Annotated in this window: 26 protein-coding genes and 2 riboswitches; of the genes, 20 read left to right on the top strand and 6 right to left on the bottom strand. The window is 35.9% G+C overall.

The window, feature by feature from the left end:
- Positions 1-16: 16 nt before the first annotated feature.
- Both V2145_RS19690 and V2145_RS19685 read right to left on the bottom strand, forming a co-directional pair.
- Complete coding sequence (locus tag V2145_RS19690; protein ID WP_094911403.1) at positions 17-412, bottom strand: (deoxy)nucleoside triphosphate pyrophosphohydrolase; 396 nt, start codon at positions 410-412, stop codon at positions 17-19.
- An 82-nt stretch (positions 413-494) separates the two neighbouring features.
- Complete coding sequence (locus V2145_RS19685) at positions 495-716, bottom strand: DUF3923 family protein (protein WP_210611184.1); 222 nt, start codon at positions 714-716, stop codon at positions 495-497.
- Positions 717-967: 251 nt separating this feature from the next.
- A riboswitch (cobalamin riboswitch) is annotated at positions 968-1167 on the top strand.
- A 164-nt stretch (positions 1168-1331) separates the two neighbouring features.
- On the opposite strand from V2145_RS19685, the gene V2145_RS19680 reads away from it, so the two are divergent.
- From V2145_RS19680 to lepB, 6 genes are all read left to right on the top strand, one after another.
- Positions 1332-1565: a hypothetical protein gene (locus V2145_RS19680; protein WP_094911405.1), complete on the top strand. Its 234-nt coding sequence runs from the start codon at positions 1332-1334 to the stop codon at positions 1563-1565.
- Positions 1555-2664, top strand: a complete 1110-nt coding sequence (gene mmgD, locus V2145_RS19675; RefSeq protein ID WP_311859578.1) for a citrate synthase — start codon at positions 1555-1557, stop codon at positions 2662-2664. The genes V2145_RS19680 and mmgD overlap by 11 nt, the downstream gene beginning before the upstream one ends.
- 95 nt (positions 2665-2759) lie before the next feature.
- Positions 2760-4196 carry a bifunctional 2-methylcitrate dehydratase/aconitate hydratase gene (locus tag V2145_RS19670; protein WP_330988161.1) on the top strand — a complete coding sequence of 479 codons (1437 nt, stop codon included), beginning with the start codon at positions 2760-2762 and terminating at the stop codon, positions 4194-4196.
- 16 nt (positions 4197-4212) lie between these two features.
- Positions 4213-5127 (top strand): methylisocitrate lyase, encoded by a 915-nt coding sequence (gene prpB / locus V2145_RS19665; protein ID WP_094911408.1) that lies wholly within the window; start codon positions 4213-4215, stop codon positions 5125-5127.
- Between the two features lie 330 nt (positions 5128-5457).
- Positions 5458-6015, top strand: coding sequence for a L,D-transpeptidase (locus V2145_RS19660; RefSeq protein ID WP_210611180.1), 558 nt, complete (start codon positions 5458-5460; stop codon positions 6013-6015).
- Positions 6016-6402: 387 nt separating this feature from the next.
- The gene (gene lepB, locus V2145_RS19655; protein WP_311859571.1) at positions 6403-6951 is read left to right on the top strand and encodes a signal peptidase I; all 549 of its coding nucleotides are present in this window, start codon (positions 6403-6405) and stop codon (positions 6949-6951) included.
- Positions 6952-7026: 75 nt separating this feature from the next.
- Here lepB and V2145_RS19650 read toward each other — a convergent pair whose 3' ends face one another.
- Together V2145_RS19650 and V2145_RS19645 are read right to left on the bottom strand one after the other, a co-directional pair.
- On the bottom strand, positions 7027-7788 hold the full coding sequence (locus V2145_RS19650; protein ID WP_330988160.1) for a LytR/AlgR family response regulator transcription factor: 762 nt from the start codon (positions 7786-7788) through the stop codon (positions 7027-7029).
- A 13-nt stretch (positions 7789-7801) separates the two neighbouring features.
- A complete protein-coding gene (locus V2145_RS19645) occupies positions 7802-9139 on the bottom strand; it encodes a sensor histidine kinase (protein WP_222582564.1) in 1338 nt (445 codons plus the stop codon).
- A 286-nt stretch (positions 9140-9425) separates the two neighbouring features.
- Here V2145_RS19645 and V2145_RS19640 point away from each other — a divergent pair, with 286 nt between their 5' ends.
- From V2145_RS19640 to V2145_RS19605, 8 genes are all read left to right on the top strand, one after another.
- Positions 9426-11213, top strand: coding sequence for a hypothetical protein (locus V2145_RS19640; protein ID WP_222582565.1), 1788 nt, complete (start codon positions 9426-9428; stop codon positions 11211-11213).
- Positions 11214-11227: 14 nt separating this feature from the next.
- Positions 11228-11953, top strand: a complete 726-nt coding sequence (locus V2145_RS19635; RefSeq protein ID WP_094911414.1) for an ABC transporter ATP-binding protein — start codon at positions 11228-11230, stop codon at positions 11951-11953.
- A gap of 346 nt (positions 11954-12299) precedes the next feature.
- Positions 12300-12995 carry a YIP1 family protein gene (locus V2145_RS19630; protein ID WP_222582566.1) on the top strand — a complete coding sequence of 232 codons (696 nt, stop codon included), beginning with the start codon at positions 12300-12302 and terminating at the stop codon, positions 12993-12995.
- A gap of 31 nt (positions 12996-13026) precedes the next feature.
- A complete protein-coding gene (locus V2145_RS19625; RefSeq protein ID WP_094911416.1) occupies positions 13027-13227 on the top strand; it encodes an uberolysin/carnocyclin family circular bacteriocin in 201 nt (66 codons plus the stop codon).
- A 39-nt stretch (positions 13228-13266) separates the two neighbouring features.
- Complete coding sequence (locus V2145_RS19620; protein WP_076512897.1) at positions 13267-13467, top strand: circular bacteriocin, circularin A/uberolysin family; 201 nt, start codon at positions 13267-13269, stop codon at positions 13465-13467.
- A gap of 32 nt (positions 13468-13499) precedes the next feature.
- Positions 13500-13700 (top strand): circular bacteriocin, circularin A/uberolysin family, encoded by a 201-nt coding sequence (locus tag V2145_RS19615; protein WP_076512897.1) that lies wholly within the window; start codon positions 13500-13502, stop codon positions 13698-13700.
- Positions 13701-13732: 32 nt separating this feature from the next.
- Positions 13733-13933: a circular bacteriocin, circularin A/uberolysin family gene (locus V2145_RS19610; RefSeq protein WP_076512897.1), complete on the top strand. Its 201-nt coding sequence runs from the start codon at positions 13733-13735 to the stop codon at positions 13931-13933.
- Positions 13934-14041: 108 nt separating this feature from the next.
- Positions 14042-14557 carry a stage II sporulation protein M gene (locus tag V2145_RS19605; RefSeq protein ID WP_094911417.1) on the top strand — a complete coding sequence of 172 codons (516 nt, stop codon included), beginning with the start codon at positions 14042-14044 and terminating at the stop codon, positions 14555-14557.
- A 183-nt stretch (positions 14558-14740) separates the two neighbouring features.
- Here V2145_RS19605 and V2145_RS19600 read toward each other — a convergent pair whose 3' ends face one another.
- Both V2145_RS19600 and V2145_RS19595 read right to left on the bottom strand, forming a co-directional pair.
- Entirely contained in the window at positions 14741-15253 is a 513-nt protein-coding gene (locus V2145_RS19600; protein ID WP_222582568.1) for a DUF1129 family protein, read from the bottom strand.
- Positions 15250-15585 carry a PadR family transcriptional regulator gene (locus V2145_RS19595; protein ID WP_094911488.1) on the bottom strand — a complete coding sequence of 112 codons (336 nt, stop codon included), beginning with the start codon at positions 15583-15585 and terminating at the stop codon, positions 15250-15252. Before V2145_RS19595 ends, V2145_RS19600 begins: the two co-directional genes overlap by 4 nt.
- Positions 15586-15833: 248 nt before the next feature.
- Between V2145_RS19595 and V2145_RS19590 the strand changes: the two genes are divergently transcribed.
- The 6 genes from V2145_RS19590 (at position 15834) to V2145_RS19565 (ending at position 20479) form a co-directional block, all read left to right on the top strand.
- The gene (locus V2145_RS19590) at positions 15834-16469 is read left to right on the top strand and encodes an accessory gene regulator ArgB-like protein (RefSeq protein WP_165932517.1); all 636 of its coding nucleotides are present in this window, start codon (positions 15834-15836) and stop codon (positions 16467-16469) included.
- Positions 16450-16581, top strand: a complete 132-nt coding sequence (locus tag V2145_RS19585) for an AgrD family cyclic lactone autoinducer peptide (RefSeq protein ID WP_119543731.1) — start codon at positions 16450-16452, stop codon at positions 16579-16581. Before V2145_RS19590 ends, V2145_RS19585 begins: the two co-directional genes overlap by 20 nt.
- Before the next feature lie 192 nt (positions 16582-16773).
- Positions 16774-17649: a YitT family protein gene (locus V2145_RS19580; RefSeq protein ID WP_222582569.1), complete on the top strand. Its 876-nt coding sequence runs from the start codon at positions 16774-16776 to the stop codon at positions 17647-17649.
- A gap of 143 nt (positions 17650-17792) precedes the next feature.
- Positions 17793-17977, top strand: a riboswitch (Lysine riboswitch).
- Between the two features lie 108 nt (positions 17978-18085).
- Positions 18086-18922, top strand: coding sequence for a transporter substrate-binding domain-containing protein (locus tag V2145_RS19575; protein WP_330988159.1), 837 nt, complete (start codon positions 18086-18088; stop codon positions 18920-18922).
- A gap of 63 nt (positions 18923-18985) precedes the next feature.
- The gene (locus tag V2145_RS19570; protein WP_094911422.1) at positions 18986-19714 is read left to right on the top strand and encodes an amino acid ABC transporter permease; all 729 of its coding nucleotides are present in this window, start codon (positions 18986-18988) and stop codon (positions 19712-19714) included.
- A gap of 24 nt (positions 19715-19738) precedes the next feature.
- Positions 19739-20479 (top strand): amino acid ABC transporter ATP-binding protein, encoded by a 741-nt coding sequence (locus V2145_RS19565; RefSeq protein ID WP_094911423.1) that lies wholly within the window; start codon positions 19739-19741, stop codon positions 20477-20479.
- Positions 20480-20497 lie beyond the last annotated feature (18 nt).

Raw genomic sequence — 20497 nt, 5'->3', positions numbered from 1 at the left:
TCTCATCATGAGAAGGCTATTTCTTTTCTACTAACAATTCAACCGCCGGAACATCAGCTGGTGCCCAGACAAGTGAATGAAGATTTTCTTTGTTTAACCAAACAAGCTTCGCATGCTCAGTAGGCTGCGGTGTACCTTCAGCAATTTCAGCTTTAATGGCAATAAGCTCAATGATAAACGTATCGTATTCATGCGTATGCTCGTTATGTAATTCGGTTGCTTTGATTTTACAGTGCAGCTCTTCTTCAATTTCTCTCACAATCGCAGAGTAGATGTCTTCGCCTTCTTCTACTTTTCCACCAGGAAATTCCCACATGTTCGGTAGAGACATGTCGTTTGAGCGAAGAGCACATAGCACTTCATTTTGATCATTTTCAATAACGGCCGCAACGACCTTTATTTTTTTCTTCACGGTTCATTCTCCTTACAGCTGTTTTGTTTCATCATAACATAGGAGAGTAGGAGATTATAAGATCGGAATTGATAGGTAGGTTTCATTTACTCGTTCTTACATTAACAACAAGCCATACAATTTGAATCACAAGCGGAATGACAAAGGCAAGCACTAACACAATAAAGGATAATAGTTTAATCTCAGGGGTTTGAATGGCACCCGCTCCGTCCACTTTTCGCGTCCATACCATAATAGTGCCTAAAACAAATAGCATGGCCCAAAAACAGTTTGTAATCCACCAGGAAATCCATCGTTTTTTCATGAAATCGCTCCTTTCATCTTTGGCATAAAGCAAATTTACTTTTAAGTTTTTCCTTTATTATACAGGATTTATTATCCAATAATTAACAAAAACAATCTTTCTATATTTTATTTATGCTTTTGCCAGAGAGGTTATAAATGGATTTATAAGATAAGTGCTTTGAAAAATGAAGTGTTGTACAGTGTTAGCTAAGTGAAATGAAAATAAAAATTGTAAAAATTTATAAAATTTGATATGTTTAAAGTGAATTTAATATCGGTGTAGAAACAGGTGTAGGTGAAAGGTATCTTTTATCTGCTTAAAAGGGAAGTTCGGTTGGAGTCCGGCGCTGTCCCGCAACTGTATTTGGGAGCGATTCGAAAAACGCCACTGTTTTCATGGAAATGAAGATGGGAAGGTTCGAAGAGTGATGATCATAAGCCAGGAGACCTGCCTGTTTTAGCATGCATCAATACCTACGCGGATAGGGGGTGTTAAGTGCGAAGTGACAAACATGTTTTAAAAATGATTTAAATACATGTTTATTTGAGTATTGTCTCGCAGCTTAACAACTTCTTTGAGAAGTTGTTTTTTTATTGTTTTTTTACAGGGTACGCGTGATGGAGGTGAGCAGCTGTGGATGGATCAGTTGAGTATTTTGTGAATTACTTTAAAGCGAGCATTATGAATAACGTAGTGGCAGAGAACCCTTGTACACTTTCAGACTATTATCAGGAGTTAAGAGATTGCGTGGTAGACGAGAGGGGGGATGCTGAAAAGAAGGCTCTTTTTTTACACAATATTGAAAAGGCTTACAAAATAGTAGGTGAAGAGATATTTGGAATGGAGGAAAAGAGATATGGAGACTGAAGCGAGGTTTTTTCCAGGACTTGAAGGGGTTGTAGCTACTGAAACAAAAATTTCATTTCTCGATACCCAGCAAGGGAAAATTATTATTCAAGGATATGACCTGATTGAGCTATCAAAATCAAAGAGCTATCTTGATATGATCTATCTTTTACTAGAAGAAAGGCTCCCCAATAATAACGAGAAGAAATTAGTGGAAGAATTTTTAAAAGGAACGTATGACATTCCAGATGAACTGTTGGATGTCTTCCGCTTACTCCCTAACGGCACGCATCCAATGGATGGATTGCGAACAGGAATTTCGTTTCTTTCTGGCTTTGATACGAGGCTTGATGACCGCTCGCTATCAGTAAATAAAAGCCGTGCTTACAAGTTGTTAGGTAAAGTGCCTGCGATTGTGGCCAACAGCTACCGGTTAATTGAGAAGAAAGAACCTATTCGTCCCCTTAAAGAGTTATCGTATAGCGCAAATTTCTTTTATATGATCACCGGAAAGAAGCCATCGTCTCTGGAAGAGCAAATCTTTGATCGTTCACTTGTTTTATACAGTGAGCATGAGATGCCAAACTCAACGTTTACGGCGAGAGTCATTTCTTCTACTCAGTCTGATTTATACGGAGCGTTGACAGGAGCGGTTGCTTCTTTAAAAGGAAACCTGCATGGAGGAGCTAATGAAGCGGTAATGGAAATGCTTTTAGAAGCTGGTACTGTGGATAAATTTGAAGAGCTGCTGGCCGCTAAGCTTTATAAAAAAGAGCGTATCATGGGATTTGGACATCGCGTGTATATGAACAAGATTGATCCGCGCGCTTTAATGATGAAAGAGTCTCTCAAACAGCTATGCGACCTGCAAAGAGATGATCGTCTTTATCGCATGTGCGAGGCGGGCGAGGAACTTATGAAGCGTGAAAAAGGTCTTTATCCAAACTTAGATTACTACGCAGCACCTGTTTATTGGATGCTTGGTATTCCTATTTCACTTTATACACCAATCTTTTTTAGTGCTAGAACGGTCGGATTGTGTGCGCACGTTATTGAGCAACATGAACATAATCGACTTTTTAGACCGCGCGTACAGTATGTGGGCGAGCGCCGCTTTTAACAATTTGGGGTTGTTCACGGCCGCTCACCGAATGGATATTTTGGCGAATACCCATTTCTATCATAAATAAATTTGAGTAGAAAGGAAAGATGCACATGTTGAAAACGAATGAGCAAGTCAAAGCGGATGTTTTGTTAGAGGAAATTGCAGATTATGTTCTTCATAAAGAGATTAAGAGTTTAGAAGCGTTCCAAACCGCTCGTTATGTGTTGCTTGATACGCTTGGGTGCGGGATGCTGGCGCTTAGTTATCCAGAGTGCACAAAGCTTCTCGGCCCAGTTGTTCCAGGGACGGTTGTTCCAAATGGCAGCCGGGTGCCGGGCACGTCATTTGAGTTAGATCCAATTCGAGCTGCGTTCAACATTGGCTGCATCATCCGCTGGCTGGATTATAACGATACGTGGCTAGCGGCAGAATGGGGACATCCTTCTGATAATCTTGGAGGTATTTTAGCGACGGCTGACTACATTAGCCGCGTACGTATAGCAGAAGGGAAAGAGCCGCTGGTTGTTCGTGATGTACTTGAAATGATGATTAAAGCACACGAAATTCAAGGCGTACTGGCGTTAGAGAACAGCTTAAACCGAGTTGGGTTAGATCACGTGATGTTTGTGAAAATTGCTACGACTGCAGTTGTTACTAAAATGCTTGGAGGAACGCGTGAAGAAATTATTAATGCTTTGTCCAACGCGTGGATTGATACGGTGAGCTTACGTACCTACAGACATGCGCCGAATACCGGTTCGAGAAAGTCGTGGGCTGCGGGAGACGCCACGAGCAGAGGCGTACAGCTGGCTATGATGGCAGTAAAAGGAGAAATGGGCTATCCGACTGCGCTTTCTGCACCTAATTGGGGTTTCCAAGACGTATTATTTAATAAGAAACAGGTAACGCTTGGCCGCCCGCTTGATTCCTATGTCATGGAGCACGTGCTGTTTAAAGTGTCTTACCCGGCAGAGTTTCACGCTCAAACGGCCGCGGAGTGCGCAGTTAAACTGCACGGAGAAGTCGTGAATCGATTAAACGATATTGCGTCGATTACAATTACAACGCATGAGTCTGCGATTCGCATTATTGATAAAGAAGGGCCGCTTCATAATCCAGCGGACCGAGATCATTGCTTGCAGTATATTACGGCAATTGGTCTTCTTAAAGGAACAATTGCTGCCGAAGATTATGAAAACGAAGTTGCAGCTGATCCGCGAATTGACGAGCTGCGCAGCAAGATGAAGGTTGTTGAAAATAAACAGTATAGCGAAGACTACTTGGATCCGAAAAAAAGATCGATTGCAAATGCCGTACAGATTCATTTTAAAGATGGTACCCAAACAGAAGAAGTAGAGTGTGAGTATCCGCTAGGCCACCGTTTTAGAAGAGATGAAGCCATTCCAAAGGTTAAAGAAAAATTCTCGACTAACATCAAAACGCGTTTTCCTCTTAAGCAGCAAAAGCGAATCGAAGGAGTTTGCTATAACCAAGAGGAGCTTGAAAACATGAGCGTAAACGAGTTTGTTCAATTGTTTTTAAGCTAAATAAGGAGGGGTTTACATGACGTGGATTGTCAATCAGCCGTTATCTCAGCAGGAGCTAGCTGCTACGTTTCAACGGCTTATGGATGCACCAGAAATCCTTCAACTTCCGGGTGCGCATGATGCTATGGCCGCACTTGTGGCTAAGCAAGCGGGTTTTTCAGCACTTTATCTATCAGGCGCGGCCTACACTGCAAGTCGGGGGCTGCCCGACTTAGGAATCGTGACATCTACTGAGTTAGCCGACCGAGCGAAGGATTTGATAAGAGCTACAAACTTGCCTGTGCTAGTTGATATTGATACAGGCTTTGGTGGCGTTTTAAATGCTGCCCGTACCGCTAGAGAAATGGTTGAAGCAAACGTAGCTGCCGTTCAAATTGAAGATCAGCAGCTTCCCAAAAAATGCGGTCATCTCAATGGAAAACAGCTTGTAACAATAGAAGAAATGGTGCAAAAGATTAGAGCAATTAAAGAAGTTGCTCCGTCTTTAATTATTGTAGCTCGGACGGATGCTCGCAGTAGCGAAGGTTTGGAGGAAGCTATCAAACGAGCAGCTGCATATGTGGAAGCAGGAGCTGATGCTATTTTCCCTGAAGCACTGGGTTCCGAAGAAGAATTTCGAGCGTTCAAAAAGCAAATTCAAGCTCCTCTTTTAGCTAACATGACAGAGTTTGGGAAAACACCGTACTATACAGCAACAGAATTTAGTAATATGGGTTTTCAAATGGTCATTTACCCAGTCTCGTCACTTCGCGTAGCAGCAAAAGCGTACGAGAGGATATTTGAGCTAATCAAGGCGACGGGTACTCAAAAAGAAGCAACAAGAGATATGCAGACAAGAAGCGAGCTATATGATATTATCTCGTACTATGATTTTGAACATTTGGACAAGAACTTAGCTCAAACCATTCTTACAGAAAAGCATAAGTCGTAAGCGGATAAGGAAGTTAGAATAGTGTGAGCTTGCTGCAACCTGAACTAATTACTGTTCTTATTCTAGTAGACCAGATATAGCAGTTAAATCATTTAGATAAGAAATAAAACAGAAAATTTGTATATAAATAGTAAAAAAGGTCGAGGAGTTGCCCATAAATTGAGCAACTTCTCGACTTTTTTAATGATTTTTTGACAAAATTTTAATGGTTAATTATGTATTAATCTATATTTTTTACCTTTATTGTTATATATTAAAAATATAGTAAATTATAGAGAAAAAGGTCTGTTTGCTACTTGCCTATAAACAGAAAAAAGGGGAGCAGTTACAATGAAAAAAGTGTTAACAAAGGGGATTACTGTTTTAGCATTACTCGTGGTTTTATTAAGTGGACTTCCAACAAATAAAGCAGAAGCTGCTAGTAAAAGCACAGCAAATCAAGATTTAATTATTATCAACAAATACTATAATAAGCTAGCTTATTATCAAGATGGAAGTTTAGAGATGGTGAAATCTGTTGCGACCGGAAAGTCGTGGGAAAATACTCCGGTTGGTTTTTTTAAGGTAGTAAATAAAATAAAAAATCGCCCTTATTATAAAGGGAAAATTCCTGGTGGAGATCCTCGTAATCCATTAGGGAATAGATGGATTGGCTTAAATGCCAACGGAACGTACGGAGATACATATGCAATTCATGGAAATAACAATCCAAGCAGCATCGGAAAATACGTGAGCTTAGGCTGCGTTCGTATGCATAATGCGGATGTAACCAAACTTTTTGATAAAGTAAAAGTAGGTACGCCAGTGGCCATTACGTATTCGTATAAAAGCTTTGAAGAATTAACGGCTGTGTACGGATATGATTTTAAAGGCTACAGCACCAAGTGATAAATGAAATGATTTAAAGAAAACCGCCAGTCCCTTAGTGCACAGGCGGTTTTCTTCTTTGTTTATAATTGACTTTATAATTAATTATGCTCAACATCATCAGAATAAAAGTGCTGATGGCAAAGTAAGTAAATCCGCTTTTATTAAATGAATATAGATAGAAAAAGCCCGAACTGATTATAAATAATAGATACATGACAGTAGTTAGCACCCAATATCCCTTCATAAACACATTTTCTAGTCGCTATTTACTTATTTTACATAAACAAAATATGGCGTTTACATCAAGTATAATAAAATAAGATAGAGTGTAAAAGAGGTCTAAATGGATAAAATGGTGAACAAACTAGAAGTAGGAAAAGGAAATGTTGAATAGAGGTGTAGCGAGTGAAAGAAATAGTAGCTTGGGGTAAATCCATTCTAATTGCAGTTGCCATTGTCTTTTTGGTACGAAACTTTGTGTTTGTTCCAATCATTGTAGACGGCGCGTCGATGATGCCAACGCTAGAAAGCGAAGAACGCATGATTGTCAATAAGCTAGGAGGTGTTGATCGGTTTGATATTGTTGTGTTTCACGTGACAAAGAATAAAGATTACATAAAGCGCGTCATTGGACTGCCTGGTGATCATATTGAATATAAAGATGATACGCTTTATATTAACGGAAAAGCATACGAAGAGCCTTATTTGGACGAATATAAGAAAGGTTTATTGGGACAACCTCTTACAGAAGACTTTAAGCTTGAAGAGTATACAGGTGAGACAGTTGTACCAAACGGACAGCTATTTGTGATGGGGGATAACCGCCGCAACAGCCTAGACAGCAGGTCGCCGATGCTTGGCACGGTTCCGTACGATCAGGTGGTTGGAAAAGCAGAGCTTGCATACTGGCCTTTAGAGAAGCTAGAGGTTATCGGTTCTGATTCAAAAGAGTAGAAAACGATTGTTTAACTAACAAAAATATCCCTTATAAAAAGGGATATTTTTGTTTCACTAAGATATATAGCACGCTTATAGATATGAATTAATGGCATGTCGCAATTCACTATACTTGTTTTTGCTAACTCGAATTTCTGCATTGACATTTTCAAGCTCGATTAAATAAGAGCGCATGTATTCATCAGGCTTAATTTCAGCGACCTTTGATAAAGGAATTACGAATGATTGGTGTGGTCTGAAAAAATGATGTTTGCTTAACATTTTTTCCAGTTCGTTCAGTGTATTGCTGCATTCAATCTCTTTGTTATCCTTTACGCTAATAATACATTTTCGGCCTCGTTTTTCAACAAAATTAATTTCATTGATTGTAATAAAGTGAATGGAGCTTTTGTCTCTTACCGTGATTTTCTTTGTCGCTTGCTCTTGTGTACTATCAAGATTAAGTTCTTGAGAAACCGTTCTGTTTGAGCGCTGGTTACGAAACTGAACCAAGGCTTTTTCAAGTCGTAACGGGCTTACAGGCTTTAATAAAAAGTCGATAGGATATAATTCGTACCCATGTAGAGCATAGTCAGAGTGACCTGTTACAAAAATCAATAAAATATTAGGAAATTGCTGTTTAATGGTTTCCGCTAACTTTAAACCATTGATGTGAGGCATGTCGATATCTAAGAAAACTAAATCAACCGCTGATGTTTGTAGAAATGCTAGTGCGTCTCTGGGATCTGAATAACTATAAATGTTTTCGATAAATGGATATTGTGTTAATAAATTTTTTAACATATCCGTGCAATGGATCTGATCATCTACGGTTAAAACATTATATTTATCCATCTGTCTCTCTCCTTTAAATCGCTTTGTTCTTTTTCATAGCTGGAAGTCTAGCAATAAAAGCCGTAGTATTACTAGTTGTTTCTAGGTAAATCATGCCTTCATATTTCTCGATAATCCGCTTAGTAGCAATTAAGCCAATACCTTCATGATCATTTGACTTAGTTGTAAATTGATTGTTAAATAACTTTGAAGCAACATTAGGGTCTATTTCTCCACTGTTTGTTACTGTAAATATGTATTCGTTGGATGAATGTTCAGCCTCAATTAAAACCTCAATCCATCTGTTTTGTTTTTTATTATGCGTTAGTGCATCCATCGCATTTGAAATTAAATTTCCTAGTATGCGATTAATATCGGTTACTTTGCAGGGAATGTGGGCTAAATTATCTTTTGCGATTACGGACATCTGAATATTTTTGGTATGTGCTTGCTGCTTTAAAGTTAATAGTAAAGCCGAAACGGCTGGGTGATGAATAGGAATGACTTCATTTACTTTTCTCACATCTTCAATGACTTCCTCTATATATGCTTCAGTATCCTGAAACTTTTGCTGGGCAATTAATCCATATAGTGTATGAAGGTGATGAATAAAATCATGCCGCTGAGATTTAATAACTTGAAAGTATCGCTTAATTTCCACCTCATGCTGCTTTTCTAACAGTTTCTCTAATCGTTCAGATTCATGCTTAAGCACAATTTGTGAAAAGAATAGCAGATAAATGATAGATACAACCGTAATGAATAAAATAGATGAATTCGTTTGTTGTAAATAAAATAAATTATACGAAATCGTAAATGCTACAACAATGATAAGTACCATAGTGAAGCAAGTTAAGATGATATACCTTGGCCCATGTTGCTTATAAAAGAATTCATTCTGATCTTTGTAAATAATAGTTAAAGGAATGAAAGATAATTTGTATTTAATAAATAGAAAGCTAATGAAATTAATTAATAGAATATGAGGTAACGCAATGAACATTTTCTTAAAGGACTGAGTTTCCAATAAGCTTATGACATCAAAGGTATTTCCTAAAAAAAGGAGTGCTATCAATTCTCCTAATAATAAAATACATAAACCGAGTACTACTGAAATAAACGCAGCAGAAAAGCTAATCTTGAAAATTAAGCTTCCTAAGATGAATAAAATGAGAAAGCTGCATAAAAAAGTAATGGCGTGTGAAAAGTTGGTCGTTAACTTCAATAGCATAATTGATGCTACTCCGATTGAGTTGGCTGCTATGAACTGTGCTCTTACCTTGGAAAATTTAATACCTAAAAAGGCAATTAAGAAAAACATTAATGAAAAAACTTCTAAAAAGGTGCCTGCTAGTTCAACGAAGAAGTTCATTTTAATTCTTTTTACCTCCTATTTTTATTATGCTAACAACCCTTTACGATATATAAAATAGCATATATTGCATTTTTTTAATATGTTAATTACAATAATTATTTCTAAAAATAACAATACTTGGTTAATTTGATAATTTTAACAGACCGTGTTTTGACCCTGTTAAGACGAAAAAGTGCCTAGATAAGCAGAAGATGTAGACATATATGTATGTTTATTTTAAATTATTGTAAGAAGTTTTCTGAGTTACTATATTGTAATGCAATATAGTGGAGGGGTGAAAAAAATGATAAGCAAATGGCTGAAATGGAAGCTTTTTATTCGATGGAAGAATCAATGGAACTATATTAAAATCTTTAGAGATTTATCAGTTGGAAGAAGCCTCTGGGTCTTATTTTTTATTCAAAATATAATTCATTCATGCTTCATTTTTTTCGGAACGTATTTTCTTTTAAAATACATAGTTCTTAACGAACAGTTAACGACTGGTGAAGCGAAGCAAAGTCTAGTGCTTAATTTAATTTTAAAGATGTTGTCTTCCATACAACAAAATGGGGAGATTCTTTGGTCAATTTTATTTTGTCTAATTATGATTTTTGCCTTTATTTCGGGAGTAAGTTCTTCTAAATGGCAAATACAATCGAAAGATCAAGAATGGTTAATGATTACGTTAAAGATCAAGCAAAGAAAAGCAAACATCTATATCTATTTAGAATCAATTGTATGGGACACGAAGGATTTTATCTTTAACTATATTCCAATTTTAGTAGCTTTAGGCGTTGTTACAGGTGTAAATAAAGTTTATCTTGCTAGCTTACTAATTTTAACGTTAGGTAGCTATTTGCTGCTGACTTTGCTTGTTTCAATATTGCATAACAATTATATTAAGCTACAGCACTATAAATGGAATTTCTTTTTGAGATTGTTAACGAACCTAACTGTTCGCCTTTTGATTGTATATACAGCTTTTTTTGTTGGAAAAGTGACCTCTCCGTGGATTAAGAAATTTCCTTTAACGAGCAATAATGTCAATTATGCACTTTACAATGAATGGATTAATGATGGAGTAGACGTTATTTTTTCTATTTTAGCACCGCTATCAAAAATCTTCTTACATCCTTATATGCCTTATAACGTGTTTTCAGACATTTTGTTTAATGGTCTTCAACTCCATGCCTTAATGAAGCTAGCAATGTTCTTTGTAGCATTGATTGTTCTTTTATTCATTTTATCAAAAATGAATCATCATAGAAGAACTCCATATTATCCGTTTAAAAGAATAGAGGCTTTCAATACTTTTTTAGCTAAAGTTATTCCTGGCACATCTTATACAACTATTTTAGCCAAGCATCATTATCGAACGAATTATTTGCGCTATCGGTTTCCGATTGTTTTAGGATCATTTTTATTTTGGGTAATTTGGGGAGTGATTACAGGCCTCCTGCAAAGCCTTAATCCAAGTGAAGAGATTTACTTTTTAATCATGTCATTTTATTTGTTTTTCTTAACTTATTTCTACGTATATTCAATTTTCTCCGAGTTAAATGGTATGTTTTCTGTGGACGGAGAAGGGAAGCAAGTCATTACTTATTTGTTAAATGGAAAATCATTATGGGATGTGTTTAAATATCGGTTTCATCTATTCGCTTTGACAAGTTTACCTTTGTTTATCATCGCAGATATCGTATTCTTTTTTGTTAATCAAATGTCGCTCATATTAAGTATCATGACTTTGTTATTGCATATTATTAGCTTTTTCTTCTTTGCTTTATTAATGTTCTTGCCTGGAGTACTTAGACCGCATTTTAATTACGAAAATATCGAACAGTTAGACGATTATCCAGATAAGAAAATTGTCGCCGATGTCATCCGCTTTGGGACCGTTGGGTTAATGGTTCCATTATTGATGCTTCCTACGGCTTTGTTTCTAGTGGATAGTATTGGGACTTCAAGCTATCTTGTCATTCAGTGGGGCATGATTGGAATAATTCTTCTTTTATTTGTTGGAACAGCGCTGTGGCTCGTTTCCAAACTATTAGTTAAAAAATCAAGCTTTGAACAAATAAACTTATAGAGAGAAGTGATTGTATGAACTACTCTTTACGCTTTCAAAACGTCAGTAAATCGTTTGAAACCAAACGCATATTAGACCATATCTCATTTGATATTGAAAAAGGGAAAATAACGGCATTTCTTGGGCAGAATGGAGCGGGTAAAACCACAACGTTAAAAATTGCAATGGGACTTCTCACACCGGATGAGGGAAAGGTGCTTTTGCATAGTGAAAGCATAGAGAAAATGAAGAAAGAAGTCACTTTTATACCTGATCATCCGTATTTATATGACGAATTAACAGGTCGAGAATATATAAAGTTTATTATGGAATTAACTGATTTAAATCTATCAAAAGAGGAAGTAGAGAAACAAATTGTTTACTATCATCTAGAGAAAGAAATCGATAAGAAAATTAAAAATTTATCATTAGGTAATAAAAAAAAGTTAGCTTTGATGGGCAGCCTGCTGAATAAGCCTAGCGTCTTACTGTTAGATGAATTCATATCTGGGATTGATCCAATTAATATGAAAAAAATAAAATCCATTTTAAAAGATTATGCATCAATAGGTAACTCTATTTTGCTCTCTACCCATCAGCTAGAAGTGGCACAAACATTTTGTGACTCTTTGGTCTTCATTAACGAAGGAAAGATCTTAAAAATAGAAAGAGATATATCAAGTGTTTTCACAAAAAATGAAAGCTTAGAAGACTACTTTATTTCAATGTTAAGTACGTCAGGAGGCACTTCGCATGACTAAAAAATTCTTTATACTGGCTACTATCGTGTTTTTACTATTCGCTTCACCGCCACTTATATTAGCTATTTATCAAGGAGAGGTAAAGGACATTATGGTTATCTCCTTGATTATAATTATTGTTTTTTCGATTACAACATATGAATTTGTTAGAAGAAAAAAATGAAAAAAAGACTAAGTCCTTAAAAAACTAGGGATTTAGTCTTTTTATTTTAGTCACTAATATTAGCAAAATAACCCCTGAAAATACAAAAAACGACCATAATATCCAAAAAATGTTTATTATTTAGGTTTTTATTGTACTATTTATTCAGGAAGCAACCAACAAACAGGAGGATGAGAAAGTACCATGGTGAATCAATCTGAAGTAATGGAAAATAAACAATCTGTATCACTCTCGACTAACAACCCCATTAGTCTAGTTAGCGCACTATTTAGCCCAGTTAAATTCTTTAGTCAGCTAAAAGTGCAAAGAAAACTGGGGGTTAATATCTTCATTATTTTAGTTTTATATGGAATTATTACATATTTACTTTCTCAACACTTATTAACGAATAATGAAATTGGATCCATGTTGCCAAAAGAACTGCAAAATGGAAAAAGTCAAATGATTATGGTAATTGGCACCACTTTAGTAGGAATATTTCAATTTTTATTTACCGTCTTAATTTCTACTTTAATTTATAAGATTATCTTATCATTTGCACAGGTTCGAGTAACGTTTAAAGGGCTTTTTCATATCGTGATGGTTGCGCAAATCCCCCTTATTATTGGGAAAGCAATTAACCTATTATTTATTAATGAAAACACTATGGAAATGCCAATTACAAGCTTAGGTTTTACGATACAATCTTTGACTGATTCGGTTTTTATCCTTAATTTCTTCTCTAGTCTTGAAATATTCAGCATTTGGAGTTATTTCATCATTGCCTTAGGTGCTAGCGTATGTATTGGATTTAGTAGGAAAAAAAGCATGATCCTTGTGTTCTCTACGTGGCTGGTATTTCTTACCATTTCTTCTATGCTATTGAGCTTTTTAAATTAAGAAAAATGCACTGATTGAAGGAGGTGAGAGGGTGGACGTAATCGCTAATTTAGTCGGAGCATTAGGAATCTCCGAGTATTGGGCTACTTTGATTGTGAATGCCATCATGGCTGGAGATACAGTAACACAGTTATTGGCTGCATTTGGAAGCTTTGGATTAACTGGAACCTTAATTAGTACATTGAGAAAGTTAATCAAACAAATTGGTAAGCAAAAAACAATTGCTTACTAATAAGAAAAGAATGAATTTTATTTAAAGGAGGTGAAAAACATGGAAGTAGTAGCATATATCGCAGGAGCATTAGGAATTTCTGAATACTGGGCAAACGTAATCGTAACAGCAATTGAAGCAGGCAGCACAGTTCTAGCTTTGATCTCAATGTTTGCTAGCTTTGGATTAACATCAGCACTAATCTTAACAGCTAAATCATTATTGAAAAAAGGCGCTAAGAAAACAGCAGTAGCTTACTAATAAATTAAAAATCTTAAAATGAGGTGGAAAACATGGAAGTAGTAGCATATATCGCAGGAGCATTAGGAATTTCTGAATACTGGGCAAACGTAATCGTAACAGCAATTGAAGCAGGCAGCACAGTTCTAGCTTTGATCTCAATGTTTGCTAGCTTTGGATTAACATCAGCACTAATCTTAACAGCTAAATCATTATTGAAAAAAGGCGCTAAGAAAACAGCAGTAGCTTACTAATAAATTAAAAATCTTAAAATGAGGTGGAAAACATGGAAGTAGTAGCATATATCGCAGGAGCATTAGGAATTTCTGAATACTGGGCAAACGTAATCGTAACAGCAATTGAAGCAGGCAGCACAGTTCTAGCTTTAATCTCAATGTTTGCTAGCTTTGGATTAACATCAGCACTAATCTTAACAGCTAAATCATTATTGAAAAAAGGCGCTAAGAAAACTGCAGTTGCCTACTAATACAATTGCAACTACAAATTAAATTGTAGGGAGGGGAACGATGTCGGTCGTTTCCCTTAATTTATTATATCAAAATTCTTACATAAAAAAAATCTTAAGGTGGTAAAAATGGAAAAATTATTAAAAGATAGATATTTATTTCTATTTTCTGTTGGATGTTTTTTCTTAAGCTTAATTTTTGGACTAGGTTTGGTTTTAAGTGCAGATGTGAACGAAGCTATTAGTAACAACAATAATTATTATGCGAAACGAGAAGGGATTTCAGGAGCAACATTCTTTTTTATTCAAAATTTTAAAGTGGTGCTTATGTTACTTTCCGGAATTCTTTGTTTTGGGCTTTCTACTTTTTTAGTATTAGTAATCAATGGATTTTGGCTTGGGGGTGTAATAGCGAGTCAGTATTTAAATGGCACAAGCGTCTGGGAATTATGTATAAGCATATTGCCACATGGAATTTTTGAGATTCCAGCTTTATTATTAGCCGGTTACATAGGATTCGTTGGTTTTAAATTTTATTTTCAAAAAAAGAACTGGAAAAGGAATCTATCAACAGTAGGTATTATTGTTGTGTTACTTTTAATAGCAGGCCTTATTGAAGGATTTGTCACGCCTAAGTATATTTAATAGGCGTGACTTAGTGGTTTCATTAAGAAGTCCTTTAAAAAGTGAAGAGAAGATAACCAATCATCTGTTACTAGTATTAGGAATTTCTTCTGTAGGTTAATATGGCTCTTGTGTTGTTGCTTAGCCATTGTTATGTAGTCTCTAAAACAGAATAAAATGAATGCTACTACCATCGAGACTGTTTTAGCTAATGTTGATAAAAAGGATTTTTAAAAAGTAATATAATACACCTGCAACCTGAATAATGAGAGTTAAAATTAGAATGCTCATGATAGAGCTTGTAAAGGCAAAACGCTTATTCAATTTAAAAAAACCTAGGATGACAACGCTACTTAATATGGAAAATAAAGTTAAATCAACAAATAAAGATGAATCGTTATGTGAACGGCTAAAGATAATAATAGTTGAGATGAGTAGAATACTAAGCCCAAAGGTTATTTTTTCTTTTAAAGAGCTTTTTGGTAGCTGTTCTACAATTTTTTGTGTATATTCTCTGGGGTTTTGACCAAATAAGTCGTGAAAGTCTTTTCCTTGTTTCTCTCCCTCTAAAAGGTGATCAAGTATTTCATCTCTAATTTCGTTACGTTTTTTCGTGTCTAAATCGCTGCTAGATAAATATAGACAAAACTCTTCAAACTGTTGCTTATTGTACTTAGTTAATCTAAGCTTTAATCTTTCAACCTCTTGATAAGTCATACTCGTGAGTGCTCCTCTCTATGTTTTAGAAAATAATTTACTGATTTTTCTAATTTTACCCATTCATCTTCAAAGCCTTGTAAAAATTCTAGACCTTCTGGTGTTATTTTGTAATACTTTCGCCTTGGTCCTGTTTTGGATTCAATAAAGTAGGCAGAAATAAGCTTTTCTTTCTGTAATCTCAGCAATAGAGGATAAATGGTTCCTTCACTTACTTTGTTAAATCCACCTTTCCTCAACTTCTCAATTAATTCATATCCATATATTTCATTTTGCTTAATAAGAGATAGAATACTACCTTCTAATAAGCCTTTAATCATCTGACTATAAATAGACAGTACTTTCACCAGCCTTTCTGAACTATAGTTGAGCAATATAGATGGGTTATAAAAATTATCTTATAAATACTAAATCTAAAATACTAGCATGACGTATAAAGGTTTAAAAATGTACTATAAATTCCAAAATAAGAATTTTTAGGGGAGTTTTTGCGTTTTAATTTAACTGTATTAATTTAACTTAATAGTATTTTTGTGCTAATATAACGATTGTAAATTATAGTTTGTTTGGAGGAGTAAGTGTGAATTGGGGACCAAAAGACTTAGCTCAAGCAATAACCAATGAAGTTATTGCTCACGAAAGTAGCTTTAGAAAAGTAAGCGGAAAAATTCGCTATGGTTTAGAAATGATGATTATTTTACTTTATCAGGTTTTCATTGTTTTACTATTGGGCTCTCTATTTGATCTATTTTTTCTCACATTACTTTGCTTACTGTCTCTATCCATGTTTCGAATGTTTTCCGGAGGAGCACATTTCTCTAAATTTCATCACTGTTTAATTGCAAGCGTTATGCTTATCTTCACCATTTCTTTTACTTCTAAGTATCTCTCACCTATGCTTGATATTATTTATTGGCAGATCATTGCTTATCCAATAGTCATTTTCTTTGTTTGGCGATATGCACCCATTTTATTTAAGAAAGAAGCAGCTTTTAGTAATTCGCAGAAACAAAAAAATAAATGGACCTCTATTTTAATTGCACTATTTCTGATGATTATAAGTTTATTTATTCCCAAGGCATATGCAATTGTCATCATGCAAGTACTGGTTTATCAAACATTTACGATTACACCTATTGGAGTATTTATCATACACTCAATAGATAAAATTTTAATAAAGAAGGAGATTGATTTAAATGAAAAAGTATCTTTATAATTTTGTTGCTGCTACAGGTTTATTTATGACACAAGCTACCTTTACAACAAGTTGTTTTCTAGGATTGTATGAACCTGAACTTCCTGAAGATGAAGACGAAGAACTACAATAAGTTTACAATGATTTTTTTAAAATTATTTCCATTTTTAAAGTAGTTAAATAGCCAGTTTTCGGTACTAAACCGATGACTGGCTATTTACGTTTGTTATGCGTATTATCTGTTAGAGATACCTTAATCTTATAAATGAAGATGATTTTATGATAAAATTATGTGTGTCAAAAAACATTAGAAGTGAGGAATTACATGAATGCGTTAAAACAGCATCGAAAATCGAGTAAAAAAAAGCTGCTGTTTCGAGGCCTTTTAGTCATCATTGGTGGCATTATCGCAGGTTATGGGTTAGAAACAGTATTAATTCCAAATAGCGTATCTGATGGGGGCGTAACGGGACTTAGCATCGTTGGTTCACAGCTTTTTGGAGTTCCACTAGGTGTGTTAATCGCTATTATCAACCTTCCGTTCATTTGGTTAGGATATAAACAAATTGGAAAAAGCTTCGCTATCTTTTCAATCATCGGTATTGCTTCTCTAGCAATTAGTACAACTCTTATGCATCATACTCCAGCAATTATCGAAGGAGATACGCTTTTAGTAACCGTTGTAGGTGGTGTAATCCTTGGTTTTGGAATGGGTTTAGCACTGCGTAACGGAGGCGCATTGGACGGTATTGATATGCTTGCTGTTCTCCTTTCACGAAAGTCCCCGTTTGGAACAAGTGACCTTATTTTATTTTTAAATATGTTTGTTTTTATCGTGGTTTCTTTTGTGTTTGGCTTACAAGGAGCTATCCTTTCTGCAATTGCTTACTTCATTGCTTCAAAGGTCATTCATGTCGTTGAAGTAGGACTAAGCGGTTCAAAAGCGTTTGAAATTATTACAAGTGAGCCTGTCTTAATGGTTAAAACGATTCGTGATCGACTTGGTCGAAGCGCTACATATAAAGAAGTATACGGCGGATATTCTCATGAGAAGTTCAAAGAAATTACGTGCGTCATTAACCGTTTAGAGGAAAGTAAGATGAAGGAAATTATCAACGAGATTGATCCGAACGCATTTGTGCGCGTATATGACGTTGCCGAAGTAAAGGGTGGAAACTTTAGAAAAACCAACATTCATTAAATTAATCTTTTTATTCTGTATAAAATTGGTATTATCTAGAGGTGGAAGGATTATCCAACAACCTATCCAATAAAAACCAGATTGACAGATTAGGAAGAAAGATGTAGACTTGAAACAAATTTAATAAGACCTCACTTTTAGTCAAGTGAGGTAGAGGCGCGGTATTTAACAGTCTTTAGTAGAGTTTGAGAGACGTTGAAGCTAGGGAGAAGGAAATATCGCCGAAGTGAGTAAATTGTTCTCAACGATTGCTTGCTGGGTCTGTAGTGAAGAACTGCAGGACTGTCTCGATAAGTTTACCAGCTTATTGAGTTGTGCTATCTCATCTTTTAAAAGAGAGGACTTTAGGGAACGATGAACGAAACGACCTGAGTATATCTCGGGTCGTTTTTTTATTGTCTTCAAAGCTTAAAAAGATATAAGGGGGAAACAAATTATGAAAAGAAAAGCAGGGTTTTTCTTAACATTATTGCTTTCAGCAGTCGTTTTATTAGCAGGCTGTGGGCAAAGCAGTGAGTCAGCATCAGGTTCAGGAGATGCTGATACGTTTACGGTAGGTTTAGAAGCGGGCTATCCACCATTTAACTGGACTCAGAACGACGATTCAAATGGCGCGGTTAAAATTAAAGGCAGCTCACAGTATGCAGGCGGCTACGATGTTGAAATGGCCAAGAAAATTGCTGATGGATTAGGCAAAGAGCTAGTAATTGTAAAAACTGAGTGGGATGGACTTGTACCAGCCTTAACATCAGGTAAGATTGATGCGATTGTTGCAGGAATGTCACCAACCTCAGAGCGAAAAGAAACAATCGATTTCTCTGATAACTACTATAATTCAAACTTAGTAATGGTTGTGAAAAAAGGTGGTAGGTATGAGGGAGCTACAAAAATTGCAGATTTCAAAGGTGCAAAAGTTACGGCTCAATTAAACACGTTCCACTATTCAGTAATTGATCAAATTAAAGGTGTATCAAAAGAAACAGCAATGGATAATTTCCCAGCAATGCGCGTAGCGTTAGAGTCAGGAGTTATTGATGGTTATGTATCAGAGCGACCTGAAGCAGTAAGTGCTTCAGCAGCAAACGATAATTTTGCAATGGTTGAGTTCAAAGATGGCTTTAAAACATCAGCTGATGATACAGCTGTAGCGGTAGGTCTTAAAAAAGACAGTGAACTAAAAGAAGAAATTAATAAAGCCTTAAAAGGCATTTCAGAAGACGAGCGCACTAACATTATGGATACGGCAATCAAAAATCAACCAGCAGCAAAATAATGATGACATAAAACCGGCTGTATACTGCAGTCGGTTTTGTAATGAGGTAAAGGAGGAAGAACGATGAGTTTTGAATGGATTATCACAATCATCTCAGAAAACTGGCCAATGTTCCTACGCGGAGCTGGGATGACGCTGCTAATTGCGCTAACAGGTACCGTTATTGGAGCGATTATTGGGTTGGTTGCCGGTATTGTCCGCACTGTTCCAACGCCAAAGAGCGGGCTGAAAAAAGCAGGGTTGAAGGTAACGAATTTCGTTTTATCTGTATACATTGAATTTTTCCGAGGTACGCCAATGATCGTGCAAGCAATGGTTATTTACTATGGTTCAGCGCTTGCATTTGGGTTTGATATGAACGTGATGTTAGCAGCGGTGATTGTTGTATCAATTAATACGGGAGCATATATGGCTGAGATTGTACGAGGGGGTATTATTTCAGTTGATAAGGGACAGTTCGAGGCAGCTAAAGCCATTGGGATGAATCATTATCAAACAATGATGAATGTTGTTTTGCCTCAAGTTATTCGTAACATCTTACCAGCAACGGGTAACCAGTTTGTGATTAATATTAAAGATACGTCAGTATTGAACGTTATTTCTGTGTCTGAGCTATACTTTGTTACGAAATCAGTCGCAGGAAACAACTTTAGATATTTTGAATCATTCTTTGTTGCTTGTATGATTTACTTCGTCATGACGTTTGCAGTATCACAGATTCTGCGTTACTTTGAGCGTAAATTAGACGGACCCGATAGCTACACGATGATTAAAACGGACCAAAATCGATAATGAAGGGTAAGGAGGTATAAGAAAATGGAACAAGTAATTGATATTCAGCATTTAAACAAAGCTTATGGAAGTCATGAAGTATTAAAGGATATTAATTTCTCTGTTAACAAAGGAGAAGTCGTGACGATTATTGGTTCTTCAGGATCAGGGAAGTCAACGCTCCTTCGCTGTATCAATTTATTAGAACAGCCAAACGGTGGACAGATTATTTACAAAGGCGAAAACATTTTAGATGACCGTCATAATCTTTTTGATTACCGCAAAAACCTAGGAATGGTTTTTCAACAGTTCAACCTATTTGATAACCATAATGTTTTAAATAACTGCGTGGTAGGACAAGTCAAAGTATTAAAGCGTTCAAAAGAAGAAGCTGAAAAGGTAGCGTTGGGCTATTTAAAGGTCGTTGGAATGGATCAATATATTAATGCAAAGCCAAGACAGCTTTCAGGTGGTCAAAAGCAGCGTGTGGCCATTGCTCGTGCTTTGTCCATGAAGCCTGATGTCCTTTTGTTTGATGAACCAACATCAGCTTTAGACCCTGAGATGGTAGGAGAAGTATTAAAGGTTATGAAGGAACTTGCCGAGTCAGGTCTAACAATGCTTATTGTAACGCATGAAATGGAATTTGCTAAAGAGGTATCAGATCGCATTGTCTTTATGGATAAAGGTGTCATTGCAGAAGAAGGTACTCCTGAGCAAATCTTTAATAATCCAACACAAGAACGTACGCGTGAGTTCTTAAAACGTACGTTAAAAGATAAATAAGAAAAGCCCTTGTAGGGG

The sequence above is a fragment of the Priestia sp. GS2 genome, assembly GCF_036409025.1.
GTDB lineage: Bacteria > Bacillota > Bacilli > Bacillales > Bacillaceae_H > Priestia > Priestia aryabhattai_A.
The sequence above is the reverse complement of the archived record's forward strand: the minus strand, read 5'-3'. Positions and strand labels throughout refer to the sequence as shown.